This window comes from Streptomyces sp. NPDC051214 (assembly GCF_040682375.1).
Classification (GTDB): Bacteria; Actinomycetota; Actinomycetes; order Streptomycetales; family Streptomycetaceae; genus Streptomyces.
Genome location: NZ_JBFBAT010000013.1, coordinates 12890 through 35490 on the forward strand (window position 1 = coordinate 12890; position 22601 = coordinate 35490).

The 22601-nt window shown below is 67.1% G+C and carries 19 protein-coding genes and 6 pseudogenes; 13 read left to right on the plus strand and 12 right to left on the minus strand.

The annotated features are described in order from the left end of the window. Positions 1-638: 638 nt before the first annotated feature. From AB0M70_RS30410 to AB0M70_RS30425, 4 genes and pseudogenes are all read right to left on the minus strand, one after another. Positions 639-893: a cold-shock protein gene (locus AB0M70_RS30410; protein ID WP_365825298.1), complete on the minus strand. Its 255-nt coding sequence runs from the start codon at positions 891-893 to the stop codon at positions 639-641. A gap of 239 nt (positions 894-1132) precedes the next feature. After that, positions 1133-1522: a sigma-70 family RNA polymerase sigma factor gene (locus tag AB0M70_RS30415; protein WP_365825300.1), complete on the minus strand. Its 390-nt coding sequence runs from the start codon at positions 1520-1522 to the stop codon at positions 1133-1135. Positions 1523-1672: 150 nt separating this feature from the next. Next, positions 1673-2002, minus strand: coding sequence for a hypothetical protein (locus AB0M70_RS30420; RefSeq protein WP_365824844.1), 330 nt, complete (start codon positions 2000-2002; stop codon positions 1673-1675). A gap of 672 nt (positions 2003-2674) precedes the next feature. Then, positions 2675-2932 (minus strand): annotated as a pseudogene (locus AB0M70_RS30425) (RHS repeat-associated core domain-containing protein); the annotation flags it as partial. 41 nt (positions 2933-2973) lie between these two features. Between AB0M70_RS30425 and AB0M70_RS30430 the strand changes: the two are divergent. Continuing rightward, complete coding sequence (locus tag AB0M70_RS30430) at positions 2974-3405, plus strand: VOC family protein (RefSeq protein ID WP_365824846.1); 432 nt, start codon at positions 2974-2976, stop codon at positions 3403-3405. A gap of 68 nt (positions 3406-3473) precedes the next feature. Here the strand turns inward: AB0M70_RS30430 and AB0M70_RS30435 are convergent. Both AB0M70_RS30435 and AB0M70_RS30440 read right to left on the minus strand, forming a co-directional pair. Continuing rightward, positions 3474-4240: pseudogene (locus AB0M70_RS30435) on the minus strand (transposase). Positions 4241-4315: 75 nt separating this feature from the next. Then, on the minus strand, positions 4316-5761 hold the full coding sequence (locus AB0M70_RS30440) for a pyridoxal-dependent decarboxylase (RefSeq protein ID WP_365824848.1): 1446 nt from the start codon (positions 5759-5761) through the stop codon (positions 4316-4318). A 429-nt stretch (positions 5762-6190) separates the two neighbouring features. Here AB0M70_RS30440 and AB0M70_RS30445 point away from each other — a divergent pair, with 429 nt between their 5' ends. Both AB0M70_RS30445 and AB0M70_RS30450 read left to right on the plus strand, forming a co-directional pair. Then, positions 6191-6355 carry a hypothetical protein gene (locus AB0M70_RS30445; protein ID WP_365824850.1) on the plus strand — a complete coding sequence of 55 codons (165 nt, stop codon included), beginning with the start codon at positions 6191-6193 and terminating at the stop codon, positions 6353-6355. 211 nt (positions 6356-6566) lie between these two features. After that, positions 6567-6968, plus strand: coding sequence for a hypothetical protein (locus AB0M70_RS30450; RefSeq protein ID WP_365824852.1), 402 nt, complete (start codon positions 6567-6569; stop codon positions 6966-6968). 64 nt (positions 6969-7032) lie between these two features. Here AB0M70_RS30450 and AB0M70_RS30455 read toward each other — a convergent pair whose 3' ends face one another. Further along, positions 7033-8364, minus strand: a complete 1332-nt coding sequence (locus AB0M70_RS30455; RefSeq protein WP_365824854.1) for a tetratricopeptide repeat protein — start codon at positions 8362-8364, stop codon at positions 7033-7035. A 135-nt stretch (positions 8365-8499) separates the two neighbouring features. Between AB0M70_RS30455 and AB0M70_RS30460 the strand changes: the two genes are divergently transcribed. The 4 genes from AB0M70_RS30460 (at position 8500) to AB0M70_RS30475 (ending at position 11765) form a co-directional block, all read left to right on the plus strand. Continuing rightward, positions 8500-8670 (plus strand): hypothetical protein, encoded by a 171-nt coding sequence (locus tag AB0M70_RS30460; RefSeq protein WP_365824856.1) that lies wholly within the window; start codon positions 8500-8502, stop codon positions 8668-8670. A 683-nt stretch (positions 8671-9353) separates the two neighbouring features. Further along, positions 9354-9476 carry a hypothetical protein gene (locus tag AB0M70_RS30465; RefSeq protein ID WP_365824858.1) on the plus strand — a complete coding sequence of 41 codons (123 nt, stop codon included), beginning with the start codon at positions 9354-9356 and terminating at the stop codon, positions 9474-9476. Positions 9477-9695: 219 nt separating this feature from the next. Next, on the plus strand, positions 9696-11021 hold the full coding sequence (locus tag AB0M70_RS30470) for an asparagine synthase-related protein (RefSeq protein WP_365824860.1): 1326 nt from the start codon (positions 9696-9698) through the stop codon (positions 11019-11021). A gap of 27 nt (positions 11022-11048) precedes the next feature. Continuing rightward, entirely contained in the window at positions 11049-11765 is a 717-nt protein-coding gene (locus tag AB0M70_RS30475) for a methyltransferase domain-containing protein (protein ID WP_365824862.1), read from the plus strand. A 361-nt stretch (positions 11766-12126) separates the two neighbouring features. Here the strand turns inward: AB0M70_RS30475 and AB0M70_RS30480 are convergent. Next, a pseudogene (locus AB0M70_RS30480) lies at positions 12127-12858 on the minus strand (transposase). Positions 12859-13482: 624 nt separating this feature from the next. Here AB0M70_RS30480 and AB0M70_RS30485 point away from each other — a divergent pair. The 3 genes from AB0M70_RS30485 to AB0M70_RS30495 are packed head-to-tail and all read left to right on the plus strand — an operon-like array spanning position 13483 to position 14838. After that, positions 13483-13914, plus strand: a complete 432-nt coding sequence (locus tag AB0M70_RS30485; protein WP_365825302.1) for an HNH endonuclease family protein — start codon at positions 13483-13485, stop codon at positions 13912-13914. A 27-nt stretch (positions 13915-13941) separates the two neighbouring features. Then, a complete protein-coding gene (locus AB0M70_RS30490) occupies positions 13942-14565 on the plus strand; it encodes a hypothetical protein (RefSeq protein ID WP_365824864.1) in 624 nt (207 codons plus the stop codon). Between the two features lie 54 nt (positions 14566-14619). After that, a complete protein-coding gene (locus AB0M70_RS30495; RefSeq protein WP_365824866.1) occupies positions 14620-14838 on the plus strand; it encodes a hypothetical protein in 219 nt (72 codons plus the stop codon). A gap of 106 nt (positions 14839-14944) precedes the next feature. Here AB0M70_RS30495 and AB0M70_RS30500 read toward each other — a convergent pair whose 3' ends face one another. After that, positions 14945-15127, minus strand: a complete 183-nt coding sequence (locus AB0M70_RS30500; protein WP_365824868.1) for a hypothetical protein — start codon at positions 15125-15127, stop codon at positions 14945-14947. 651 nt (positions 15128-15778) lie between these two features. Between AB0M70_RS30500 and AB0M70_RS30505 the strand changes: the two genes are divergently transcribed. From AB0M70_RS30505 to AB0M70_RS30515, 3 genes are read left to right on the plus strand one after another with little or no spacing between them, the layout of a single operon-like run. Continuing rightward, positions 15779-16471 (plus strand): ArpA protein, encoded by a 693-nt coding sequence (locus AB0M70_RS30505; protein WP_365824870.1) that lies wholly within the window; start codon positions 15779-15781, stop codon positions 16469-16471. Between the two features lie 38 nt (positions 16472-16509). Continuing rightward, on the plus strand, positions 16510-17505 hold the full coding sequence (locus AB0M70_RS30510) for an ornithine carbamoyltransferase (RefSeq protein WP_365824872.1): 996 nt from the start codon (positions 16510-16512) through the stop codon (positions 17503-17505). Then, positions 17502-18260: an SDR family NAD(P)-dependent oxidoreductase gene (locus tag AB0M70_RS30515; protein WP_365824874.1), complete on the plus strand. Its 759-nt coding sequence runs from the start codon at positions 17502-17504 to the stop codon at positions 18258-18260. Before AB0M70_RS30510 ends, AB0M70_RS30515 begins: the two co-directional genes overlap by 4 nt. Before the next feature lie 490 nt (positions 18261-18750). Here AB0M70_RS30515 and AB0M70_RS30520 read toward each other — a convergent pair. From AB0M70_RS30520 to AB0M70_RS30530, 3 pseudogenes are all read right to left on the minus strand, one after another. Next, positions 18751-19178 (minus strand): annotated as a pseudogene (locus AB0M70_RS30520) (transposase); the annotation flags it as partial. A gap of 1766 nt (positions 19179-20944) precedes the next feature. Next, positions 20945-21043, minus strand: a pseudogene (locus tag AB0M70_RS30525) (IS5/IS1182 family transposase); the annotation flags it as partial. Between the two features lie 93 nt (positions 21044-21136). After that, a pseudogene (locus AB0M70_RS30530) lies at positions 21137-22232 on the minus strand (MFS transporter); the annotation flags it as partial. Positions 22233-22601: the final 369 nt, after the last annotated feature.

Below are 22601 nucleotides of genomic sequence, written 5' to 3' on the forward strand. Positions count from 1 at the left end.
AGATCGCCCGCCTCACGCGCCGGTCATCGCGGGCCCTGTCCCTGTTCTGTGCCGAAGAAGGGCCTCGAATACGACGTCACAATGACCGAGGACGCCACCCGGCATCGCCTCGCGCAGCTCGCAGACCGCCGGGCCATGCTCGCCAAGGCCCTCCAGGATCACGTGGAGCGGTGCAGAGGGAAACTCCCTCGAGGCCGCTTCACAGGCGACACGAAGGGCGAGCTTGGGCCCGACCTGGCGGTCGATCAGGCCCCACACCGCGGTCCGCGAGGAAGGCTACGGAGGAACCTCTCGTGCAGCCGACGCACCTGCGGCGCTCCCGCATACACGAAACCTTCGACGCAACGCCATGATCGGCCGCTGCCAGGTCGACCAGGTCGACGCCAATACAGCCCCAAAGGCTGATGACCAGGCCGGGGCGCGAGTGCGGGGTGCAGCGTCTGCGCGCCAGTGAAGGCAACGAGCGCGAGCAGCGTGCCTGCCTGGCTGCGGCCCGCATCGAAATCTCTGCCCGCCGCTCAGACCCGCGAACTGCTCGCGGAAACCCGTCGGCCGATCACCGCCACGCTTGCCCGCACGCCGCTCGTCCCTGACGACGAACGGGTGCGCACCCCCCCACCCCGCTCAACGCAGTCCGATCACGAAGCCACATGCCGAACTTCGGTGGCCTGCGGGCCCTTCTGTCCCTGCGAGATCGAGAACTGGACTCGCTGGCCCTCTTCGAGAACAGCAGAACCCTCCGTCTCGATCGCGCTGTAGTGGACAAAAACGTCAGGGCCCCCGTCAACAGCGATGAAGCCGTATCCCTTCTGCGCGTTGAACCATTTCACCGTGCCGGTGGCACCAGCTCCGTCCGAGACAGGCTGGTCCTTGGACGCATCGGCACTGCCCATTCCTCCGTCGCCTTGCTCCTGGTACGACAGGCGGTGGTGAACCGCGTTGAGGACGGCGTCGTCCGTCGCATTCAGCAGGCTGTCCAGTTCGTCTTCTGCCGGATCTACGGTCGAGGGTGTTGCGGTGTCGGGGGGTGTCTCGGACGCACAGCGGCGCTCCACTGAGGTCAGGAGTGCCTCGTCCAACCCAGCGAGGAGGAGGTCGAGTTCGTCATCTCCCGGCAGGCGGCGATCCTGGCTCATACTGCCTCCTCTCGACGGGTAATCCCGAGTTGATCCTTCAACGCGCGGCGCCCGCGGGACAGGTTTTGCAGGACGGCCGCCTGCGTAGTGCCCATGGCATCCGCGATCTCTTCTGTAGTAAAGCCGTCCAGCTGCCAGGCCAACGCGCAGCGTTGCTTGAACGGTAGCTGGACGAGCGCGGAAAACACCTCGCGCTGCTGTTCCGTCAGTTCCGCGGCCTCGAGTGGCGTGTGCCAGTCGACCAGTGCCGCACTCTGTTCATCTACCAGGTCCTGCTGGGGTCTTTCCCGGTGATTGACAGCCTGGCGCAAGAACGCACGCAGTGCGACAGTCCGCAGCCACGCCCTGGGACGCTCCACTGGTTTCGTCGCACGGAAGAAATCGATGAAGGCACACTGTGGACGGCATCCTGGGCCTCGTCGAAGGTGGCGCCCTGGCGGAGCAGGAAGCGAATGATGTGGGGCTTGTCCTGTTCGTACGAGCTACCGACTGCGGCCCACTTCGACATCCGCTTCTGTGCTTCGGCGATCTGGTCGCTACTGTCCACGCTGCGCCCCTCCCGTCGGTCCCTGCCTGTATACGACCACCACGCGCTGTCCCGGCTCATCCCGCTCGAGCAGGAAGCCGCCATCGCCCAGCGCTTCGATACGGCCGATGCGCCCTTCCTCCTCGATCCGGGCTCCTTGCAGTCGGCCCCGAATATGTATCTGGGCCAACAGCAGCCTGATGGTGTATCCGGCCACGCACGTCAACGCACCCACGACGGGCGCGACGGTAGAGCTGTCCCACACGATGTACCCCGCCTTCGCGGCGGGAGCCTCCCGCCTTCTCCTGTAGGTGGCGCCGAGGTACCCCATCTCTGACATGCCGGCCTGCAACCACCTGGCTCGCGTATCAAATACACCCCGCCCCACTCCTCCCCCATCAGGCCCTCCAGAAGGAGCCTCACCCGGGTGGTGAGAGAGCTGGACGTGACGACACCAGTAGATGGGCCCGGCCCGGCGCAGGACGCTGCCCGCCGCCCGCCGCCCGCACAAGAGAGCTGAACTGGCAATCGATGACGCAAACCGATGAGTCGTAATGCGAGCTGGATGAAAATGTTGGCAACCGACGCTCTGCAGGCCGGTTGCCAACACCTCGGACTACTTTTCCCTCTTTGAACGTACAGTTACCAAGATGAAGACTACCGCGCCGATTACCAGCGCAGTGATCATCATTGGTGTGCTATTCGAGATGAATGCACCGAGCTCAGTCATACCTCTCGCCCTTCTCTCACATGACCCTTCCCGCTACGACTCCGAGCCCCCAGTAGGCGGTATAGAGCCACGGGACATTGTCTTACTGGCTTTCAGCAGGTCCGCGCCGACTCCTACCTTCGCGCCCACGAGATTCACCATGGCCCCGCCTGCGATCTTCGAGGCACTATCGCCGTTCGCGATCCACCGGCTACTTCCAATCCAGTGCTTAGTGCTGCGAGGCCGAGCCCCACGCCCAGGGTAGGTGCCGTAACGGCAGCTGCTAGCCCCATAACCAAGCGCATCGCCAATCGAGAGCAATCCGTTGGGATCGATGCGGTTGACGGGGTCGCCTTCGGCATAGAGGTAGGGATTCTTCTCTTGGCCGGAGGGGTCGGGGCTGTTGAAGCGGCCGATGTTGGGGTCGTAGTAGCGGGCCGCGACGGTCCTGAGCAGCCGCCCGAACTGCTCCATCGACAGCCCCGTGAACGTCTCCACCCACACACGTTCATCCCAGCAGCGGATGGCAGGGGCCGTCCTCCCGGCAACGTGTGGATCCACCCGCCCAGGGAGAGGAGCAGGGCCCCTGTTATCGTGCGCCGATGTCAGCGATCAAGCAGTTCCAAGTGACCTTCGACTGCGCGGAACCTGCGCGCCTCGCCGCCTTCTGGTGCGAGGTGCTGGGGTACGTCGTACCGACGGTCCCAGAGGGCTTTGCCACGTGGGAGGAATACCACCACTCGCTGCCGCCTGAGGACGAGATCTACTTCGCGTGTACTGATCCCTCGGGTGTGGCCCCGCGCCTGCTCTTCCAGCGAGTTCCCGAAGGCAAAGTCGTCAAGAACCGGGTGCATCTCTGTGTGCGGGCCGGCGCCGGGCTCGTGGGTGACGAGCGCCTGGCCACACTTGAGGCCGAATGCGCACGGCTGATGGCGCTCGGAGCGAAGCACGTGCTGACGCAGCGCGCCGATGGCGTCAACGAGTCGTGCATCACGATGCAGGACATCGAGGGCAACGAGTTCTGCCTGGGCTGATTCTCCTCTGAGACTACGAGGTGGGGAGCCGTCTTCGGGGACCTCTCAGGTCCCGCATGCGGCGGGAGTCATCCCGTGAGGGCGAGGTTGTGTAGGCGGGCAGCGCCGTGCATCGCGTGGCGCACACCGTCGCCTCTCAGGCGGCAGTCGCGCAGGATCTTCCAGGTCTTCATCCGGGCGAAGGCGTGCTCGACGCGGGCGCGAACCCGTTTGTGGTCGTGGTTGTGTTCGGCCTGCAGTCGGTCAGTTCGCCGCCTCGGGGCCGACGGTGCGGGATGACGAGACCTGTTCCGGGGTAGCCGCCGTCGGCGATCGTGGTTGTCCGGCCGACGGCGGCCTTGGCCCCGGATTCTTCCCATGCCCGGCAGTCGTTGCGGTTGCCGGGCAGGGCCCGGCCGACTACCACAACCAGGCGGGTGTCGGCGTCGATAACCACCTGGTGGTTCGTCGAGTAGCGATAGTTCTTCGACTGCTCGGCAACTTGGTGGTCGCGGGTGGGTACCAGTGTCCCGTCCACGATCAGCACCGCGTCCTTGGCGAATCGCCTACGCGGGGCAAGCGCGAGCCTGGGGCCGAGATGGTCGATGACGCGATCGGCGGTGGACTTCGACACTCCGAAGAGCGGCGCGAGTTGGCGCAGAGTCAAGTTGGTGTGCCAATACACGGCCACCAGTAGCACCCGGTTTTCCAGGGAGAGCTTCCACGGCCTGCCACGGCCCGGCGGGTCGCCGCCCTCGCGGCGCAGCTGCCTCATCAACTTGCCGAAGGCGCGCGGGCTCAGTCCGGCGAACGGGGCTATCCAGGACGGCTCCGACGCCGTGATCACACCAGCCACGGCCAAGATCATCCCACGGCAAGATCACTTACGGACAACCTTTAGATCAGCCCCGGCGCGTCGACCCTGGGCAATTCAGGCGCGGCCTTCTTCGGGCTCGTGAAGTGCCCGTGTGAGGACGTCACGAACGGCCGTCACGGCGCGGTCGACATCGCTGTCAGTAGTTCCCCAGTTGACGACCGAGACACGCATGACGCGCATTCCCCGGTAAGTGGCGCCGCCGAACCAGGCCTGGCCAGTGGCCTGGATGCGGTCAATCATGGTGTCGGTGTGCTGGTCGTGGCTGCCGTCAGGGGCAAGGAAACGTACCAGGCCCTGATTGATCTGGGGGACCACGATGACCTCGGCACCGGGCAGAGCGCCGATCTCCGTGACGAGGCGGTGGGCCAGGCGAGAGCAGCGCTCCACTGTTTCGGCAATGCCCTGTCGCCCCAGAGCACGCAGGGCAGCGTAGACAGCCACGCCACGGCCGCGGCGCGACCATTCGGGGTTCCAATCGATCTGATCACGTGCCGGCGGGCCGGAGCTCTTAGAGGGGTTGGCGTCGTCCGCGTGCACGAGATAGCTCGCTCGAGTGGAAATGGCCGCGCGGTGTGCCTTCGGGTGCGCGACGAACACCAGCCCGGAATCGAAAGGCACATTGAGCCATTTATGGGCGTCGGTGGTCCACGAGTCCGCGAGCTCCAGACCGGTCACCAGATGACGGTGGAGTGGACTGACCGCGGCCCAGAGTCCGAACGCGCCGTCGACGTGAACCCAACTGTCGTAGGCGTGCGCAAGCTGGCATGCCCGGGTGTAGTCGTCAAAGCTTCCGGTGTTGATCTCCCCGGCCCCCAAGCACACGACGGTCGCGGCGTCGGCATGCTCATCGAGCGTTCTTTCCAGTTCAGCCAGGTCGATGCGGTCGTTCTCATCGTGTCCTACTGCCACCAGCGCGTCGGTCCCCATACCCAGTAGCCGCACGGAACGCTGGATGGAGGCGTGCTCCAGACCCGAGGTCAATACGCGTACTGCCGACGCGCCGGACAAGCCCTGCCGTTCAACGTCCCACCCGCGAGACGCCAGCAGGTGATGGCGTGCGGCGGCCAACGCGGTCAGGTGGCCCATCTGCGTTCCGGTGGTGAAGGCAAAGGAGGCAGAACTGGGCAGCCCGAGAAGTTCCTTGAGCCACTCCCCGGTGATCTCCTCGATCACTGCCTCGGCGGGGCCGCACGTGTACAGCGCAGCGTTTTGATCCCACGTCGCTGTCAGCCAGTCTGCGGCCAGGGCAGCCGGAACAACGCCGCCGATCACCCATCCGAAGAATCGTCCCCCGGCGCTGCCGAGCAGTCCCCCGGCCGTATCGGATACCAGCTCATCAAGGACCGTTGTTGCCGCCTCCGGCCTGTCCGGCAGCGGGCGGTGTAGTGCTGTGCGCAGGTCAGCCAGCGTAGCCGTCGCGTGTACAGGACGCTGGTCAAGACCCTCCAGGAAGTCGGCGGCGTGTGCTGCGGCCGCAGCGAGCAAGTCACGTGTAGTCACATTTATCTCCAAACCGCTACTCAGTGGACATTCATCACGAATGTATCCGGCGACGCCCTGCGGCTCTGGCGGGAATCAGACAGGAAGGTCGACGGACTAGCCGTTTCACGCCCTCCCGACGTCAAACGATCGGATGACGACAGGGGCGGCGGGCGTTTAATGAACCCAGTGATTCCGGGGCCCGACGGCGGCGGCTGAATGCTGCGACCCGCTCGTTCGGCTACCTCTACCAGATCGCCAGCCTGCGACGGGAGGCCGGAAGGGCAGCGGACAAGGTGCTGCTGGGCCCGCTTCCTCAGTGGTGGGAACTCAGCAGCGAACACTGGGTCATCTCCACGGCGTGCGACGGTGCGACACCGTGCCCGTTATCGCTGCTGCCAAGGGCCTGGTCGCCGCGGCCTGGAGCTGGACGAGAGGGACGGTGCGCGCTTGCAGCGGCAGGCCAAGGCGGTGGTCGCCGCCCAGCTCGCCTACCTCGAGGCCTGCCGCGAGGACCTCGCGTACGCCACGAAACGGTGGCAGCTGCTGCGCCGGTACCAGGAGCGCCGATTCCTGCGGAGACAGATCGGCCGCCGACAGACGGCCAAGGCGTAGGCGTAACCCACCTGGGTCGGCTTTGACGGGGCGTCGACCAGATTCAGGGTGTCTGACATAGTCGTGCCCGCGTCACCAACGAAGTGATCGCATCCACCAGCGTGCCGCGACGATTACCTGCTGCATCACTTCACAACCGCGTCCCGCTCCCGTGCGTCCCACTACTGAGCGCCGGCACAAGCCGGCCACCCCGGGGGATCGGGACCCAGCCATGCACAAGTACGCGATCATCCAGCACCTCACGCGGTTTTTTGGGCCCCCGCGTGCCGCAAGACACCAGCCGCCCGCCTTCGCCCGGCAACTGACGGGGCTCTGGCTGTGCGCGCTGGCCGTCGGGGCCGGGCTCACCGCGCTCGGCTGGGACGCAATGTTCGCCATGGCGCTGCTGCTCCTCTTCTACGGCGACATCATCGACGGGGTACGCCACCGCTGGCCGGCCGCACTGACCGCGGTAACAGTCCTGTGGGCTACCAGCCGGCTCACCAGCACCGTCCTGCCCGGCTCCCTCGACGAGGCTTGGGCGCAGAGCATCGCCTGGGCTGCCGGTGTCACGCTCGGGCTGGCAGTGAGCGCCGCGATCACACGACTTCCCGAGCGCCGGCCACACCGGTAGAACCCGGCGAGCCCGCCGGTGACCAGGGTCGCGCCGACCCCGCCCGCCATCGAGGGCCCTCCAGTCAGGCGAGCAGCCGTGCTGGCGTCACGAGCCTTGCCCGCTCGTACAGGGCGCGAGCGTGATGGTTCTTGAGGTACGGGCGGATGCGTCGGTACATCGTGTTCATGCGGGTGTCGCACTGCCCGGATTCCACGTGCGGGTAGATCTCCACGACCTTGCCCCACGTGTCGCACGCCGCTTCCAGGTGGCCGAGTTCGAGTTGCCGCTCAGCCTGGATGGACAGGAAGCGGACGCGGTTGCGGCGGAAGGTGTGATTACGAAGGTTGTCCGACTCCTGTAGGGACTCGATCGACCCCTTCACGTCGCCGAGTTCATACCGGATCTGTCCGACGTGGTACAGGAGCGACGACGGGTTGTACGAGGCGAATGTCGTGGCGCGGGACTCGGCTTTCTCCATGGCTGTCTCGGCTTCCTGCAGGTACACCAGCGCGTTGTTTCGGTCGCCGATCTGCGCGGACGCGTGGGCCTGTTGCCCGGCGAGGAAGGCGCGCATCCGGGGGCCCGCTTGTGGTGATGCTGCTGCGGCGGAGTCGGCGAGGCGCATGGCTGTCTGTCCGTGGCCGAGGTCGACCGCCTGAACGCTCATGCCCCGCAACGTGGTGCAGTAGGTGAGGTGGTCCTTTGCGGCTCCGGCCAGTTCCAACGCCTTGAGGTAGTAGCCCTGTGCGAGGCCGTGCAAGCCCTCATCCACGGCCATGTAGCCCGTGAGGTAGCAGAGATCGGAAGCGGCGGATTTCATCGCGTCCCGCACGTGCTCGGGCCCGTCGGCCAGGAGCGCGGGCGCGACCGTGTTGACGAGGAATGCGGCGGCCATGGGGCGCGCGTAGCGACCGCCGAACTCGTCGTCCAAGTCGGAAACTCGCTCGGTCATGGCGATGACCATGTCGACGTCGCTCATGCCGATGCGTTGGGTCCGGCCCATCGTGACCGCTTCGGCACGTCCGATCACGTCCGGCCATCCGGGGATGGTGAGCGCGACAGAGAAGAGACTGGCCCCGAGAACGCTCCGTCGGGACGGGTCCATGTCTTGCCTCCCAAGCTCGATCAGCCCTTCCACCGTAAGCGGCGGTCGTTGCTCTTGATCGGCTGGAGCTGGGAAACCGGCCTCTGCATGGGTCACGGGTCGGCGCAGGCGGCGCGCGAACGCCTCGACGACGAATCGGCGCACGGCCGCGCTGCGGGGCGTCGTCCCGCCTAACCAGTGGTGGACCGCAGAACCGTTGTACTTGAGCGGCGTCGCATCCTCCGCCCCGACCCGGTTCACTGCGCGGGCGCACTGGCTCAGGGTCCAGCCGCTTTCTGCGAACAGGCGTTGCAGGGGCTCATTCGGCATAGCTGCTCAACTCCCCGCGCCCGTAGGCGCTTTAAACGCTCTAAAGCCGCCGTTCTGCGCCAACGGTACCGCCGCGCGTAGTCGTGCGGTTGCTTAGAACCAGGAGAGATCACCGCCGAGGTACAGGGAATCCGCATGGTCACGGACGACGAAGCGACGCGGCTCGAATCCGGGGTCGGCGACGAGAGATCCCCGGATGTGGAGCGAGAGCCGGCCAAGGCAGATCAGCCGATGAGCGAGGCTCACCCGGACCTGTGGGCGAAGGTCGAGTCGGCCAACACGCGAAGCTGCGGAGTGCTGTCATGACGCGCCGAACCTCGGGGCGCTGGACCATCAGGCCGCACCGTGACGCTGATGCACCGCCCACGACGTACGCCTTCCGGTGTCTCACACGGGACGAGGACGGCAAGCCTTGCGGGGCGGAATCGGAGGAGTCCGAGAATTTCACTGTTGCATGCGACTGGACGTTCGACCACATGCGAGAACGCCCCCACCACATCAGGTACGCGGAGGTCCTCCAACGGCCGTGGGTGATGTGGCGAGGGGGCGCAGCGTGATCACTCCCCTCTCAGGCGTCTTGCACCCCGACGTGACCGGCACGCCTGCCCCGGCCAGGACCGACGACGGCAACCACTGGATCACCGGGTCCTGCTGGGGCTGGTGCGGAAGGAGCGAGGCCCGAGTCTTGTGGATGGGCCCCGCGCAGACGACTGGGCACATCATCGCTGATCACGCCCGTGTCAGGCCGACGGAGGACAAGCCATGTGCGTTGACCACCACGAGGACACCCCGCGCGAGTCGGACGCGTCCAAGCCCGCCCCCGTCCTGGAGCCGTGGGGCGTGCCTCGCCAAGGGGCAGTGCTGCCACCGCGGCAGCACGGCCACCGATAGGCCCCCGTCCGGCTGCCTGCTGTGACGGTCGACAGCCGGACGGGCCACCTCCGCGGCAACTGCCGCGGGGTCTGCTTCAACCTTAGGAGAGCAACGCCATGAACGTTGACGACCTGTTCACCGGAGACCTGATCACCGGGGTTCCCGCGATGGACGCTGCGCTGATGGACAAGATGCCCGGCGGCGGCGACAACAACGGCGATCACTGCTCCACCAAGTGAGCCGTCCCTGATGTGCGGCGGGGCGAGGCTGCCCGGGCCTCGCCCCGCCGTGCCCGTGAGAGAGGCAACCGCGTGCTTTCGTTACGTCTCCGCCTGGCGGACCTTGAGTCGTCGAGCTGGCGTTGGGAAAACGGCCGATGGAGTAGCGAGGAAAGCTGGATCGCGCCCGCGAACGTGTCGGCTCTCGTCGCTGTGCTCAACAATGACGATCCGCAGCGAGTGACCCTTACGGTGAGGGAGCTCAAGGGCGACGAACCAGAATTCGCGGCGGTCGTGATCACGCCTGGCGAGGTGCGACTCTCCGCGGGTGTGTTCGGCACTGCTCCGCTGTATTTCGTGGCGGTCGGCGACGTGTTGCACGCGTCGTGGGACCTCGCCGACTTGCACCAGCACCTGCGGCCCGACCGACTCGTACCGCGCGCGGTAGCCCGAGCTCTGACCAGGCAGCACCGGTACACCGCCGACACGCTGTTTGAAGGGGTGCACCGACTCACTGAACGCGCCTCGGCCGTGTTCACCTCGTCGGGGCTCGCCATGATCTACCCGCAGCCCGCCGAGCATGTCTTGGAGCCCCGGCCCCTGCGCCGCGGAGTAGACCCGTTGGTCGTGTTCGACGCGCTGCTGAACGAGGCCGTAGAGGAAGCCCCGGTGGCGACCGGATGCGTAGGCGTCGAACTCTCAGGCGGAGCGGACTCGGGCAACGTCGCCCTGTCCGTAGGTGCCGCCGGGTACGGCCATACCTACAGCTTCGGGCTGCTCATGGGCGGAGCCATCGGCGCCCAGCAGCGCGAGCGGCGGCGGGCGCTGGTCGACCATCTCGGCTTCCGAGACACGGCTGTTCCCGCCATGCAGCATCCGCCGTTCGTGCCCGGTGGGGTGCGCGCCCTCGGCACACCCCATGACCCCGCGGGGGCGTTCTACCAAGAGGCGTTCGATGTGGTGCGTCAACAGGTGGCGGCGCGGGGCTGCGAGGTCATCTTCACCGGGGCCGGCGGGGACGAGATCAACGCCTGTCACTCCCGAACAACGGCCGAACTCCCCACACCCGAGCCGGTTCCCTGGCTCGCGAGCCGGGGAAGGGAAGCGGTCGCCGACGTGGACGACAACCTAGCCCCCATCCCGGTTCTGCCCCTGCCGGCCCTCATGGCGAGCGGGCTTCACAATCCCGGATATCTGCGGGTCGGAGTCTGGCCCGTGAACCCGCTGGTGCATCCCCGCATCGTGCGCTTCATGGAACAGCTCCCCACAGAGCACAAGCGGGGTAAGGCCCTGTTCCGCCAACGGCTACGACGCGCAGGTCTGCCCGAGTCCGTCACCTCGCCTGCGGAGCCTGAGAACTTCCTGGCGGTCATGGAAGCGGGGTTGCGCACGTACGGACTCCCCCTCCTGGATGGAATGTTGCGGGAATCCCTGCTCGTCGATCTCGGCTACGTTGACCCCAAGGCGCTCGCTGTGGCCCGCGAGCGCGCCGAACGCGTGCCCACAGTGCCCGACCTGCTCTGCGACACACTCGCCCTGGAGATCGGGCTGCGGGCCCTCGCATGAGCAGCACCGACGCGGAGGCCGAGCGCCATGAAAGCTACCAACCTCTTCTACCGGGACCCAGCCCTTTACGACGCCGTGCAGGCGGACAGCGATGCCGCGGGGACGTGCCAAGCGCTGATCGACCAGCACCGTCCGGACGCTGCCACGTTGGTCGACTTCGGATGCGGCACCGGGCGAGACCTGGAGATCCTTGCGAAGCGGTTCGAGTGCGTCGGCGTGGATCTACAGGAACGCATGGTCGCGCACGCACGCCGCGCCCGCCCCGGCCTCGATATCCGGACCGGCGACATGCGCGCGTACCGGCTCGGCCGCCGCGTGGACGCTGTGACGTGCCTGGGCAACTCGCTGGCCTATGTGCACGACAACAACGCGGTGCAGGACGTGTTCGCGACATTCGCGGCGCACGCGCGCCCCGGCGCGGTCCTCGTGCTCTGCTCCCCCGTATCGCCGATCACCCAGACAGAGCCCGCAACCGCCACCGTCGAGACCTCAGACACACGAGCCACGGTCACCGTTCACTACGAGTGGGATCTACGGACGCAGATCAACACCATGCACCGGCTGTGGACATTCGAGTCTGGCCACGAAGCGCGGGACGTGATCAGGCGCCGGGTCCTGTTCCCCCGCGAGCTGGAGCACTACGCGGCAGGAGGAGGCTTCGAGGTGGTCGACATGGTGGACGAGTCCGGGCCAGGGACGCTCACCGGACCGACCGCGTACACCGTGGCGCGCTACCGGTCGTGACCGCGGGGCGCTATTCGCTGCCGTCGCCCTCGGCCTCGCCCTGCACCTGAACGTACGTGCCGCGCTGCGGGACAACGAAGAGCAGATCTCCGGCGACCACGGCAGCAATCGCACGGCGCACGGTCCGGGCGGGACAACCCCAACTCATCACACAGCCGGGTTCCCGACGAGATAGGCCGCCGGGGCTTCCAGTCTCACCGAGCAATACGCACGCGCAGGATGCCCGCGAGCTGCTCGAACGGGGGCTCGGGGGCGGCTCGCTCGATCACGTCATCAGGGCCGTACTCCATGCCTCAGGGTTCTCCCGTAAATGATCTTCGCTGTGGTCGGGGTGCAGCCGATCGTCGCGGGGTCCTGCCGCTTATCCAGCGAGGTTGAGGTTGTGCAGGCGGGCGATGCCGAGTAGGGCGTGATGGACGCCGTCGCCCTTGAGACGGCAGTCACGCAGGATCTTCCAGCATTTCATTCGGGCGAAGGCGTGCTCGACGCGAGCCCGGACCTGCTTGTGGGAGGTGTTGTGCGCCTGTTGCCAGTCGGTTAGTTCTTTACCTGCTCGGCGGCGGTGGGAGCATCACCAGGCCGGTTCCCGGGTAGCCGCCGTCGGCGCTGGTCATCGTCTTGCCGACGGCGTCCTTCGCTCCGGACTCCTTCCATGCCTTGCAGTCGTTGCGGTTGCCGGGCAGGGGCCGGCCGACGACCACGACAAGCTGGGTGTCGGCATCGATGATGACCTGGTGGTTCGTGGAATAGCGGTAGTTCTTCGACTGCTCGGCCACCGCGTGGTCACGGGTGGGAACGAGAGTGCCGTCCACGATGAGCACGGTGTCCTTCGCGAAGCGCCTGCGCGGCCGGAGCGCGATCTTGGGCCCGAGATGGTCGATGATCCGGTTGGCCGCCGACTTGGAGACGCCGAAGAGCGGAGCGAGCTGGCGCAGGGTCAAGTTCGTGCGCCAGTACGCCGCGACCAGCAACACCCGGTCTCCCAACGGCAGGCTCCGCGACCGTCCACGTCGCGGCTCGTCTGCGACTTCACGGCGCACCACGGTCATCAACTTGCCGAAGCAGCGCAGCTCAGCCCGGTGAACGGGGCTATCCAGGAAGGCTCCGACGCCGTGTCACTCGAGACACACCAAGATCATAAAGTTTGCCAGTGCGCTCTGGCAGACCAGCTCTGTCCGGCAGCGCGAGGCATCGTTCAACGACTGGTCTGCCGCTGCGCAGGGACAACTGGCTAACGGCGCCTACTGTCTCCCGGTGGGCAGCGGGGCCGACGGTGGCGGCCACACCTCTGTTGTTCAACTGCGCCATATCCCGGGCCGATCTGACTTACCGCCCGTTGCGGTTGACACGAGTCCTCTTCACGGCACGTCGGCGAGCACCGACTCGATACGAAGATCACGAACACTCTCTGTGATCTTCGAGGAGTCCCGTGCCCGACATCACCCGCACCGTCATCCTGCTCACCGCCACCGCAGCCCTCCTCATCCCGGCCGCCACCGCCCAAGCCACGCCACAAGCAGCCCCCATGCCGCACCGAGGGCCGGAGAGACCGTCACTCAGCCGCTCCAGGCCGCCCTCAAAGCCCTGACCATCAAGGACGAGGACCGCACCGGCTACCAGCGCACGAGCTCCAAGAGCAGGCTGACCGGAGGCCGGTGGTTTCCGAGTACGACGATCAGTACGTCGAGGCCCCTCCGGCCTCGACATCGACCACCGCATCCCGCTCGCGGAGGCCTGGGACAGCGGCGCCCGGGACTGGAGGGCGGCCGAGCGGCAGGCGTACGCCAACGACCTCGGAGAAGAGCGGGCGTTGATCGCCGTCACGGCACGGTCCAACCGCAGCAAGGCCGCCCAGGACCCCTCCACCTGGATGCCCCCGGCCGAGGACAACCGGTGCGAATACGTGAGCCAGTGGATCGCCATCAAGACCCGCATGAAGCTTGCCATCGACCCAGTGAGGCGGCCGCCCTGGCCGAGAACGCGTCCCGCTGCCCGAACACGCCGGTCAAGGTACGCATCGCGCGATAGCCGCCGGGCCGTCGGGCCCACGCCACTTCACCTGCTGTCAGTGAATGCTGCCCGATGTGGCCTGCGCACCCGTTCAGCGATTCGGGATGCGGACGGATCTGGACCGAGGGAGGAGTCATAGCAGCGTGAAACGCTCACAATGACCTGCATGGACGGAACTGTGATCGTCGGCGCGGTAGCGGGCGTTTTAGGCGCAGCGGTGGGGGCGGCGGGGGCAGTCACAGCTTCCGTCGTAGCGGGTCGGCAGCAGAACCAAGGCCAGCACGCGCACTGGCGGCGGGAGGTACGGAGAACGGCCTATGCAGGTTTCCTTCACTGTGCGCGCGAGGCGCAGGAAAGACTCTCGGATCTGGCAACTGCTACGGAGGCTGCGGAGCTTCAGGAGGCGCTTCTCGAGGCGATCGGCACAACCCTCGGTGAAGATGCCCCCACAAAGAAGGGCGAGTTGTTCAGAGCCGTCACCGAGGCAGTGAAGGAGACGATCCGGCACCAGGGCATTGTCGATCTGGAGGGTCCTCCCCAGGTAGCTGAGAGTTCCAGGCGTGTTTCAATTGCCCTGGCGTTGTCACTACGCGGAGCATTTGAGCACTCGCATCCGGGCGGCATAGAGCTGCTGTGGCGCGTGATGAACAAGGCTGCACCGGAGTCAACCTCGGACGATTTGCCCGACTTCCCTCAGAGTTACGAGGATCAAGAGCCCTACACCAGCCTGCTGATTGCTGCCTTTACCGAGGAGTGCCGCGACGTACTCGATGGCGGCATGAGCAATTGACACCCAACCTGTATCCGTAAGCGCGCACTCAGTAGCAGGCTCCTCCGGACAGGCATGACGCGCCCGACGGCCACGGGCAGGACAACCGGCGCCGCCGCCCCCACCAGCCTGAAGACCGACAATGCGCGCCTGCGCCGCGACACACGCGACCTCACCGAACAGCTCGAACTCGCCCTCGCGGCCATCCAGCGCTTCAGCGTGGACAACGACCGCCTGCGCAGCGCTCTGCACGAGGCACGATCCATCACTCCGCTTCCGCGCCGGCCACGCTGAGGACCGATGGCCCACACCGACCGTTGCCGCCCTTCAAGGCGCCCACGCCGAACAGCACTACGCCCGCGCCCTCAAGGCCCGTCGTGGCCTCGCGCTGGCTGTGAGGTCAGCCGTTGGCTTTGTCTACAGCGGGCTTGACCTTGTTCGCGTTGTCAACCATCTCTTGGGTAATGGTTGCGCCTGCACCAGCGGAAGTCACGTCGTCAAGGAGAGATTTGAGGGGGGAGACCACTCCGCCAAGAGTGTTGCCGGAGAGTCCGGAGGAACCGTCGGTCAGGAAGTCGGACATGATTCTCGTCCCTTTCGAGCAGCACGCTATGCGCGAGCGGCTGCGCCAGGTGCTGTAGCCGACGACGAGGCGACGCGGGCCCGCGCGCACCACCCCGAGCAACGACCAAAGCGCGAAGCCGAGCGGCCCCCGAGAACACCTGGATCACCGCACGGCGGGTACGGACCGCAGCCCGTTCGGCGTAGTCCTGGTGAGGGTCCTCTTCAGCGCCTGCGGTGCGCCGCCTGGCGGGGGCAGTCAATACAGCGCACTGGTCCGCACCCCTTATCTACGAGTTCCCTATGGGGTAATGACCGTCATGTGCCCGTGCGTGTGTCCGCTGGCCGTATCAGGCTGGGAGCGTCCACTCAGACAGCAGCGGAGGACCCGGCCTTGGGCATCGAGCGTGGACGGCAGGAATCCGCCCCAAGGCATCCAGGCAGGTTTCGCTTAACGAGGTCGGCGACGAAGGCGGCATCAAAAGGAAGTCGCAGTCAGATGTGTCTTCGCTCGCCGAAACAGACAAGTTGCACGACGACCACGAGTAGAAACGACGTACGACTCGGGAGTGAGATGGACCGGCCAGAATCGGAGGGCCGCCCGGACGGGCGTGCGCAGCGCGCCGTGCAGGCCTTGTCGAGACACCTTGTTCACGATGTCGAGGAAGAGCAGGTGGAGCGGGCTCGGCTGGACCTCCTCTCCGGCGGATTCGCCAAGGTTTCCTTCCTGGCACCGGAGGACACGAAGAACGCCGTCGCCGACGAGATTGAGGCGCTCATCGACACTCGCGGTGTGCGGCGTGACATGAGTTTCGAGGAGACCGGAGGAAGCCCCCGGCGGATGCGCAACGTCCGCCATCAGGACATCCGTGCCCACGGCTCCGTCATCCCGGCCGTATACCAACACGCGCACTTGCGGGCGGCATTGAGCCGCATCGCGGACGAACCGGTTCTTGAGTGCCCCTATGAGCCCGAGCAGTACGTCATCACAGAGCTGCGGCAGTCCGGCGACACCCATGGATGGCACTGGGACGATTACGCTTTCGCCGTCGTGTGGGTGGTGGCCTGCCCGCCCGTCGAACACGGCGGCTTCGTCCAGAGCGTGCCCCGGACACACTGGAACAAGGCAGACCCCCAGCTCCACCGGCAGTTCATCGACCGGCCCATCCACTCCTACGAGCTGAGTGCCGGAGACGTGTACCTGATGCGCACCGACACCACGCTGCACCGCGTCTACCCACTGACCCAAGGCCGACGATTGATCATCAACATGGGGTACGCGTCCCGGGCCGACCTGGCCAGGAGCATTAGCCACGAGACCATGGACACCCTCTGGGACGCCGACGGCGCCCAACAGACCGCGTGACGCAGGTCGGCACCACACTCCGGCAGGAGGCTTCTCCCGTGATCACCCCCAGACACCTCCTTCGCATCCAGGATCTGTCCGCGGAGGAGATCCGCTCGCTGCTCGATCTCGCCGAAGCCCTCAAACGGGGCGAAGGCAGCAGCACCTCACTGGCCGGGCGCTGCATCGGCCTGCTCTTCAACGTTCCCTCGACCCGGACGCGGGTCTCCTTCCAGGTCGCCGCCGCCCAGCTCGGCGCCGTTAGTCTCCCCTACGGAACACAGGAGCTGCGCCTGGCGAACCGGGAGTCCATCGAGGACACCATCGGCGTACTCAACCGCTACCTCGACGCACTCGTGGTGCGCTGGTACGACATGAACGAGCCCGGCGCCGGTCACGAGCGGCTGCGCCAAATGGCCGACCTGGCGCGTATCCCCGTCATCAACGCCTTGGACGACGAGGAACACCCCTGCCAGGTCCTCGCCGACCTGCTGACTCTGCGCGAGCTGTTCGGAGCGGACGCGGCGAGTCGTCGGATCGCCTACGTCTGGTCGTACTCGCCCCGGCAGAAGACCCCGGGAGTGCTGCACTCCTCGATGATGGCCGCGGCGCTGCTCGGGCACCGCGCGACCATCGCGCACCCGCCCGGCTTCGCTCCGAGGGAGAAGGTGACCCGCTCTGCGCGGGCCATCGCGGCCCGCTCCGGAGGCGATATCACCCTCACCGAGAACCTCGAGGAGGCCGTGAAGGGCTGTGCGGCGGTGTACACGCTGAGCTGGAAATCGGCAGTGCTCACCGGACAGGAAGAGATCCAGGCCAGGACCCGCCTCGCCGGCCGGTGGCGGGTGACCGCACCGCTGATGAGGCAGGCCAGCGATGGCGAGGAGGCTGTGTTCCTCGACTGCATGCCCACTACCCGCGGCGAAGAAGTCGACGCGGAGGTCAAGGACGGCCCGCGCTCGAGGATCTTTCAGCAGGCCGAGAACAGGCTGCACACCCAAAAAGCCCTGCTCACCCAGCTGTTCGACGGCACGCTCCGCGGAGAGCCGCGATGAGCGCCGGGCCCGGCCGGGTGGCTCTGGTCACCGGAGGCGGTGGCGGGATCGGCACTGCGGTCGCCCTACGCCTGGCAGACGAGGGCGCGGCCGTCGCCGTCGTCGACCGCGACGCCGCGGCCGAGACGGTAGCCGCACGCATCCGGGCGACGGGCGGGCACGCCACCTCCTTCAAGTGCGACCTCGCGGACGAGTACGACGTGGCAGACATGGTGGAGGACGTCACGCATACGCTAGGGAACATCACCGACGTGTGCTGTGTCGCCGGCAGTATTCAGCGCGGCACCGTCACCGATCTGTCTTTCGACTCCTGGCACAACACGCTCGCGGACAACGTGGATTCGGTGTTCCTCGTCTGTAGGGCTGTCATTCCTTACATGGAACGGGCCGGGCAGGGCCGCATCGTCACCGTAGCCTCCGGCTGGGGCTTGCGCGCGGGTGAGAAAGCCGCTGCCTACTGCACGGCCAAGGCCGGCGTCGTCATGCTGACCCAGGCCATAGCGCTGGACCATGGACCCGCCGGGGTCCGTATCAACTGCGTCGCCCCTGGGGATACCCGCACCCCCATGCTCTCCCAAGAGGCCCGCCAGCTCGGCCAGCAGGAGACGGAGTTCCTCGCGGAGGCGGCCGACCGGCCGCTGGGCAGGATCGGCAACCCCGCAGACGTGGCCGCGGCCGTCGCCTTCCTCGCGAGCCCCGACGCAGACTTCATCACCGGAGCCGTGCTCACCGTCGACGGCGGCGGCACCATCTAGCAGACGGAGTCCTACTAGGCGCCTGAGACCCTCCGTATTGTTGGGGCGACCTGGTCTGCAAGCCGGTCCCGACCGACCAGCTCAGCCGTTCATACTCCGGTCAAATGGTCAGTGCCAAACCCTAGGCACAATACTCCCTCAACACCGGCGGCATCCCAGGACGGGGCCAGCAGGACATCGCGACATCACAATCGGATGCTGCAAGGCCCAGCACGAGCTGGGCGCTAGCAACTTCGTCCACGAATAGCCGATCCAGGCGGGAGGCGGGCCCCGCTGCTCGGCAGATGCCGGCGCGATAGGCTCGCTGCCATCTGCCTCCAAAAGTCGAAGCAGGAAGTACACGGGTTGCGGAATTTCGTAACGCGTGGAACACGCAGCATGCTTCGGCCTGGAGCGGGTCGGAAGGGCAGGTTCTTCGCGTGGACCAACGCCCTTGACTGGCGCGGCGGTAGCCAGCGTGCTGCCCCGGGGGGCGCCTCCATCTCCTCCGTCAAGCGGGGCGTAGAGGTCGGTGTTCGTAGAGGACGCCGTCGCGGAGCATCGCGAAAAGCACGCTGGTGCGCTGTCGGGCCAGGCGGAGGAGGGCCTGCGTGTGGGTCTTTCCTCTGGCGCGGCAGCGGTCGTAGTAGGCGCGGGAGACGGGTCGTGCAGAGCGGCGAACGCGGAGAGGAACATGGCTCCCTTGAGCTGCCGGATGCCGCTTCTGGGCGCGTGCTCGCCAAGGGTCGAGGTTCCCGACGACTGGGGCGTGGGGGCGAGGCCGGCGTAGGAGGCCAGATGGGCGGCGGTGGGGAAGCTAGTGCCGTCGCCGACGGTGACCAGCAGAACTGCGGCGGACCTGACCGCGATCCCCGGCGTCGAGATCAGGACCTGGGAAAGAGGGTATTTTTCCAGCAAGGCCGTGATCTGGGCTTCCACGCCCTGGTCGGTGAGTACCTGCCCGGTCAGCAGCAGCTCGGGGTGCTCGGCGCCAATCGTCAGGAGCAGGCGCTCGCCGGGCGAGGGAGGCACGCTGTCTCTGCGGGCGGGGGCCTTGTGGTGTTGTGGGCTCTGTCCGGCCTGCTCCGCGTGCGGCGCGTCGCTCTCGCGCGCGCACGCGTTAGGGACGGACGGATGGACGGAGTTGGGGTTCTGGTCTCTGGTCTTCTTGTTCTTGGTGTTCTTAGTAGGGTGATCACCCAGCGGTGGGTGATCCAGCGTGGGAAAACCTGATTCAGGTTGCGACCTGCTGTGTTGCATAAGGTCGGCGCTGGACGCGGTGTCGCCCAACAGGTCGTACAGATGGGCGGGAACATCGGTGATCCAGTACGTGACATCGCCCAGGGTGCCGTCCGGGTGCCGCTGCCGTGTCCGCGTGAGGTAGCCGAAGCTCTCCAGCTCCTGCAGACCCGTGCGCACCGCGCTGGGGCCCTCGGGTCCGCAGCGGGCGAGTTCGGCCACGCTCACGCGCCAGCCGTCGCGGTGCGTCGAGATCAGCCCGAAGATTCCCTTCGCCTTGAAGGAGATCCGCGGGTCCCTGAAGAAGGCGTTGGCGATCTGTGTGAAACGGTCCCCGGCCATCTCTCCGCGCCGGACCCTGGCTCCGCAGCCGGTCATCGTCGCGGCTCCGCCACGGCTTCGGGCGTGAGGGCGTCGAGCCGTCGGCGGCACGGTCTGGCCGCGCTGCCCGGCCACGACGGCTCACGAGAGCAGTTGGTGTGGTGCATAGGCGGAAAGAAACCCGGCCTCCCCGACCGGGCCCTCGACCACCCCACCCCGACCACCATCACAACAGAGTCACAACCGCACCTGGAGCGGGTGGTCGTCCCGACCATCCGCTCCAGGGCCGGCCGCCTACCAAGCGATGCTCGCCGCCCGCATCGCTAAAGACGAACGGCAGCGGCCGGAGGGGTGATTGCGCAGCGCCGTCCCATCGCGCAGCCATCGACCTCGGTGTCATCGCCTGGCTGCGCACCCTGCGGCAAGCCTCATGAAGGGCTCCGATGCGCACCGCGATGCGCTGCGCAGTGCACAGGCATCACCGCCGGACTGACCGCATGCTGGGGGCAGTTGGAGCAATCATGCGCAGTGGCCGCCCGCGGGGGCTCGCCCTGTGAAGGAGCGGTGGTAGAGGGCGACCACAGAGTGCCGTCATCGCCCCGACCACTCTCCGGCAGGCCAACCGCCGCAGGTCACAGCATTGCGCAGCCGACAACGGTGGCCCGGCTGCCGGGCGTGGACTGCGATGGCCGGCAGGCTGCGCACTCGCCGGTCAGCCCTACGACGACCACCCGCAAACGGCCATCGCCCTGCCGGCGCCGAGCTCTTACGACGCGATTGCGCACCGCCCACGGTCGATGGCCCCCTGATCGCCCGCCCTGTGAACGATGCGCATCCCTCACCATCGGCGCCGCCCATGGCGGCCGGATCTCTGTGGTCGGGGTGCGGTAGCGGCTACCGCACCCCGACCACTTCTTCGTGACCTGTTGTTCACCGTGGTCGGGCCGGTGTGGTCGGCAAGCCGGTCGAGGCCGGTGGGCAGGCATCAGCCCTTTCGAACCTCTCCGGGAGACCCCCCGTGTTCCGTTCCAAAGCATCACCACCGGGCGCCGCCGGGCGGCAGCCGGTTAAGGGGCAGGGGGCCACATGCCCCGGCCCGCCATGTCCGGCGCGTTCGCGCTGCGGAGCTCGGCGAGGAGGACCTAGTGCAGCCGGGGCCACACTCCCGCGTCGGCCCACAAGGTCCACTTGGCCAAGCGGCGTCAGCAGGTCATGCCGGAGCCGCAACCGAGTTCCTGCGGCAGGTACTCCCCGGCGGTCTGGGTGTGGAGTGCGAACACGGTGCCCTGGAACACCATCCGGCCCGCAGTGGTCTCACCACCTCGCAGATCATTTCGTTAGGAGCTCTCAGGCGTCGTGGCCATGGCCGCGACCAACGCCGCAAGGAGCAGGACACCCGCCGACCACCAGGCGGCGACGGTGAAGCCGTGCACCATGCCCTCCCCCAGGCCCCGGCCCCCAGAGGGGTGGGTGTGGATGTAGCGGGTGGCGGCGGAGGTGGCGAGCGTGTTCAACCAGACGGTGTCCAGGGAGCCGCCGATCTGCTGGAAGGTGGAGACCGTCGCGGACGTCACCCCGGCATCCTTCGGGGCGACCCCGGCGGTCGCCGTTGCATAGACCGGCATGAACGTCAGTCCCATGCCCAGGCCGAGCAGCACCAGCGCGGGCAACACCCCGGTGGCGTAATCGGAGTTCACACTCAGGCGGGTCAGGAGCAGCATGCCGCCGGCCGCGAGGAGCATGCCGGGGGCCATCAGGTTGCGGGGGGCGGTGTGGGGCAGGAGCCGGGCGGCGATCTGCGTCGCGCCGATGACGATCGTGACGGACATCGGTAAGAATGCCAGTCCGGTCCGTAGGGGTGAGTAGTCCAGGATGGCCTGGAGGTAGTAGGTCAGGAACAGGAAGGCGCCGAACATGGCGACGGTGGCCAGGCCCATCGTCGTGAACGCCGCCGCTCGGGTGCGGTCCCTGACGATGTGCAGCGGCAGCATCGGATGCTTGGCGTGGGACTGCCACCACACGAAGACGGCGAGCAGGACCACACCGGCCGCGAACAGGGTCAGGACCAACGGGTCGGCCCAGCCTGCGGATTCGGCGTCGCTGGAGGCGTACACGATCGCTACGAGCCCGCCGGAGGCGAGCAGCGCGCCGGGGACATCGAGGCGCACCCCGCGCTGGCCGGGGCGGTCCTTGAGGATGGCCAGCGCGCCGCCGAGGGCGGCCAGCGCGACAGGGACGTTGACGTACAGGCGCCAGCGCCAGGTCGCGTACTCGGTGAGCAGCCCGCCCCCCCAGCAGCCCGATGGTGCTGCCGCCACCGGCGAGCGCCCCGTAGATCCCAAACGCCCTACCGCGCTCGGCGGGGTCGGTGAACGTCGTCGTCAGCAGTGACAGTGCGGAGGGGGCTAGGACGGCCGCGCAGGCCCCTTGCAGGGTCGGCAACCGATCAGGTCAGCATCGTATGGGGTCGACTACCGCCACTCGCTTGATCGCTGCCACCTGGACTACCGCCAGGTAGCGCACGGCCAGCTTGTCGAACCGCGGGGCCACGGGCCCTGTTGCGCTTGAGCCGGTTGATCCCGCACTCGACAGCGTGGCAGGCTTTGTAGTCCGCGCGTCGAAGGACGGAGGCCGCCCGCCTGCTGACCTCGGCGCCTGCGATGTCCTGCCTGACCAGCAGGTTTTGGAATTGTGGCGTCAAGGTGGTCCTCGCCACCCACCCCACCGGAGCCCCATAGGCCGGGCTCCGGCACCACGCCCCGGGCGCAGGACTCGCTGTGTTCGGCAACGGGTGCCCAAAGC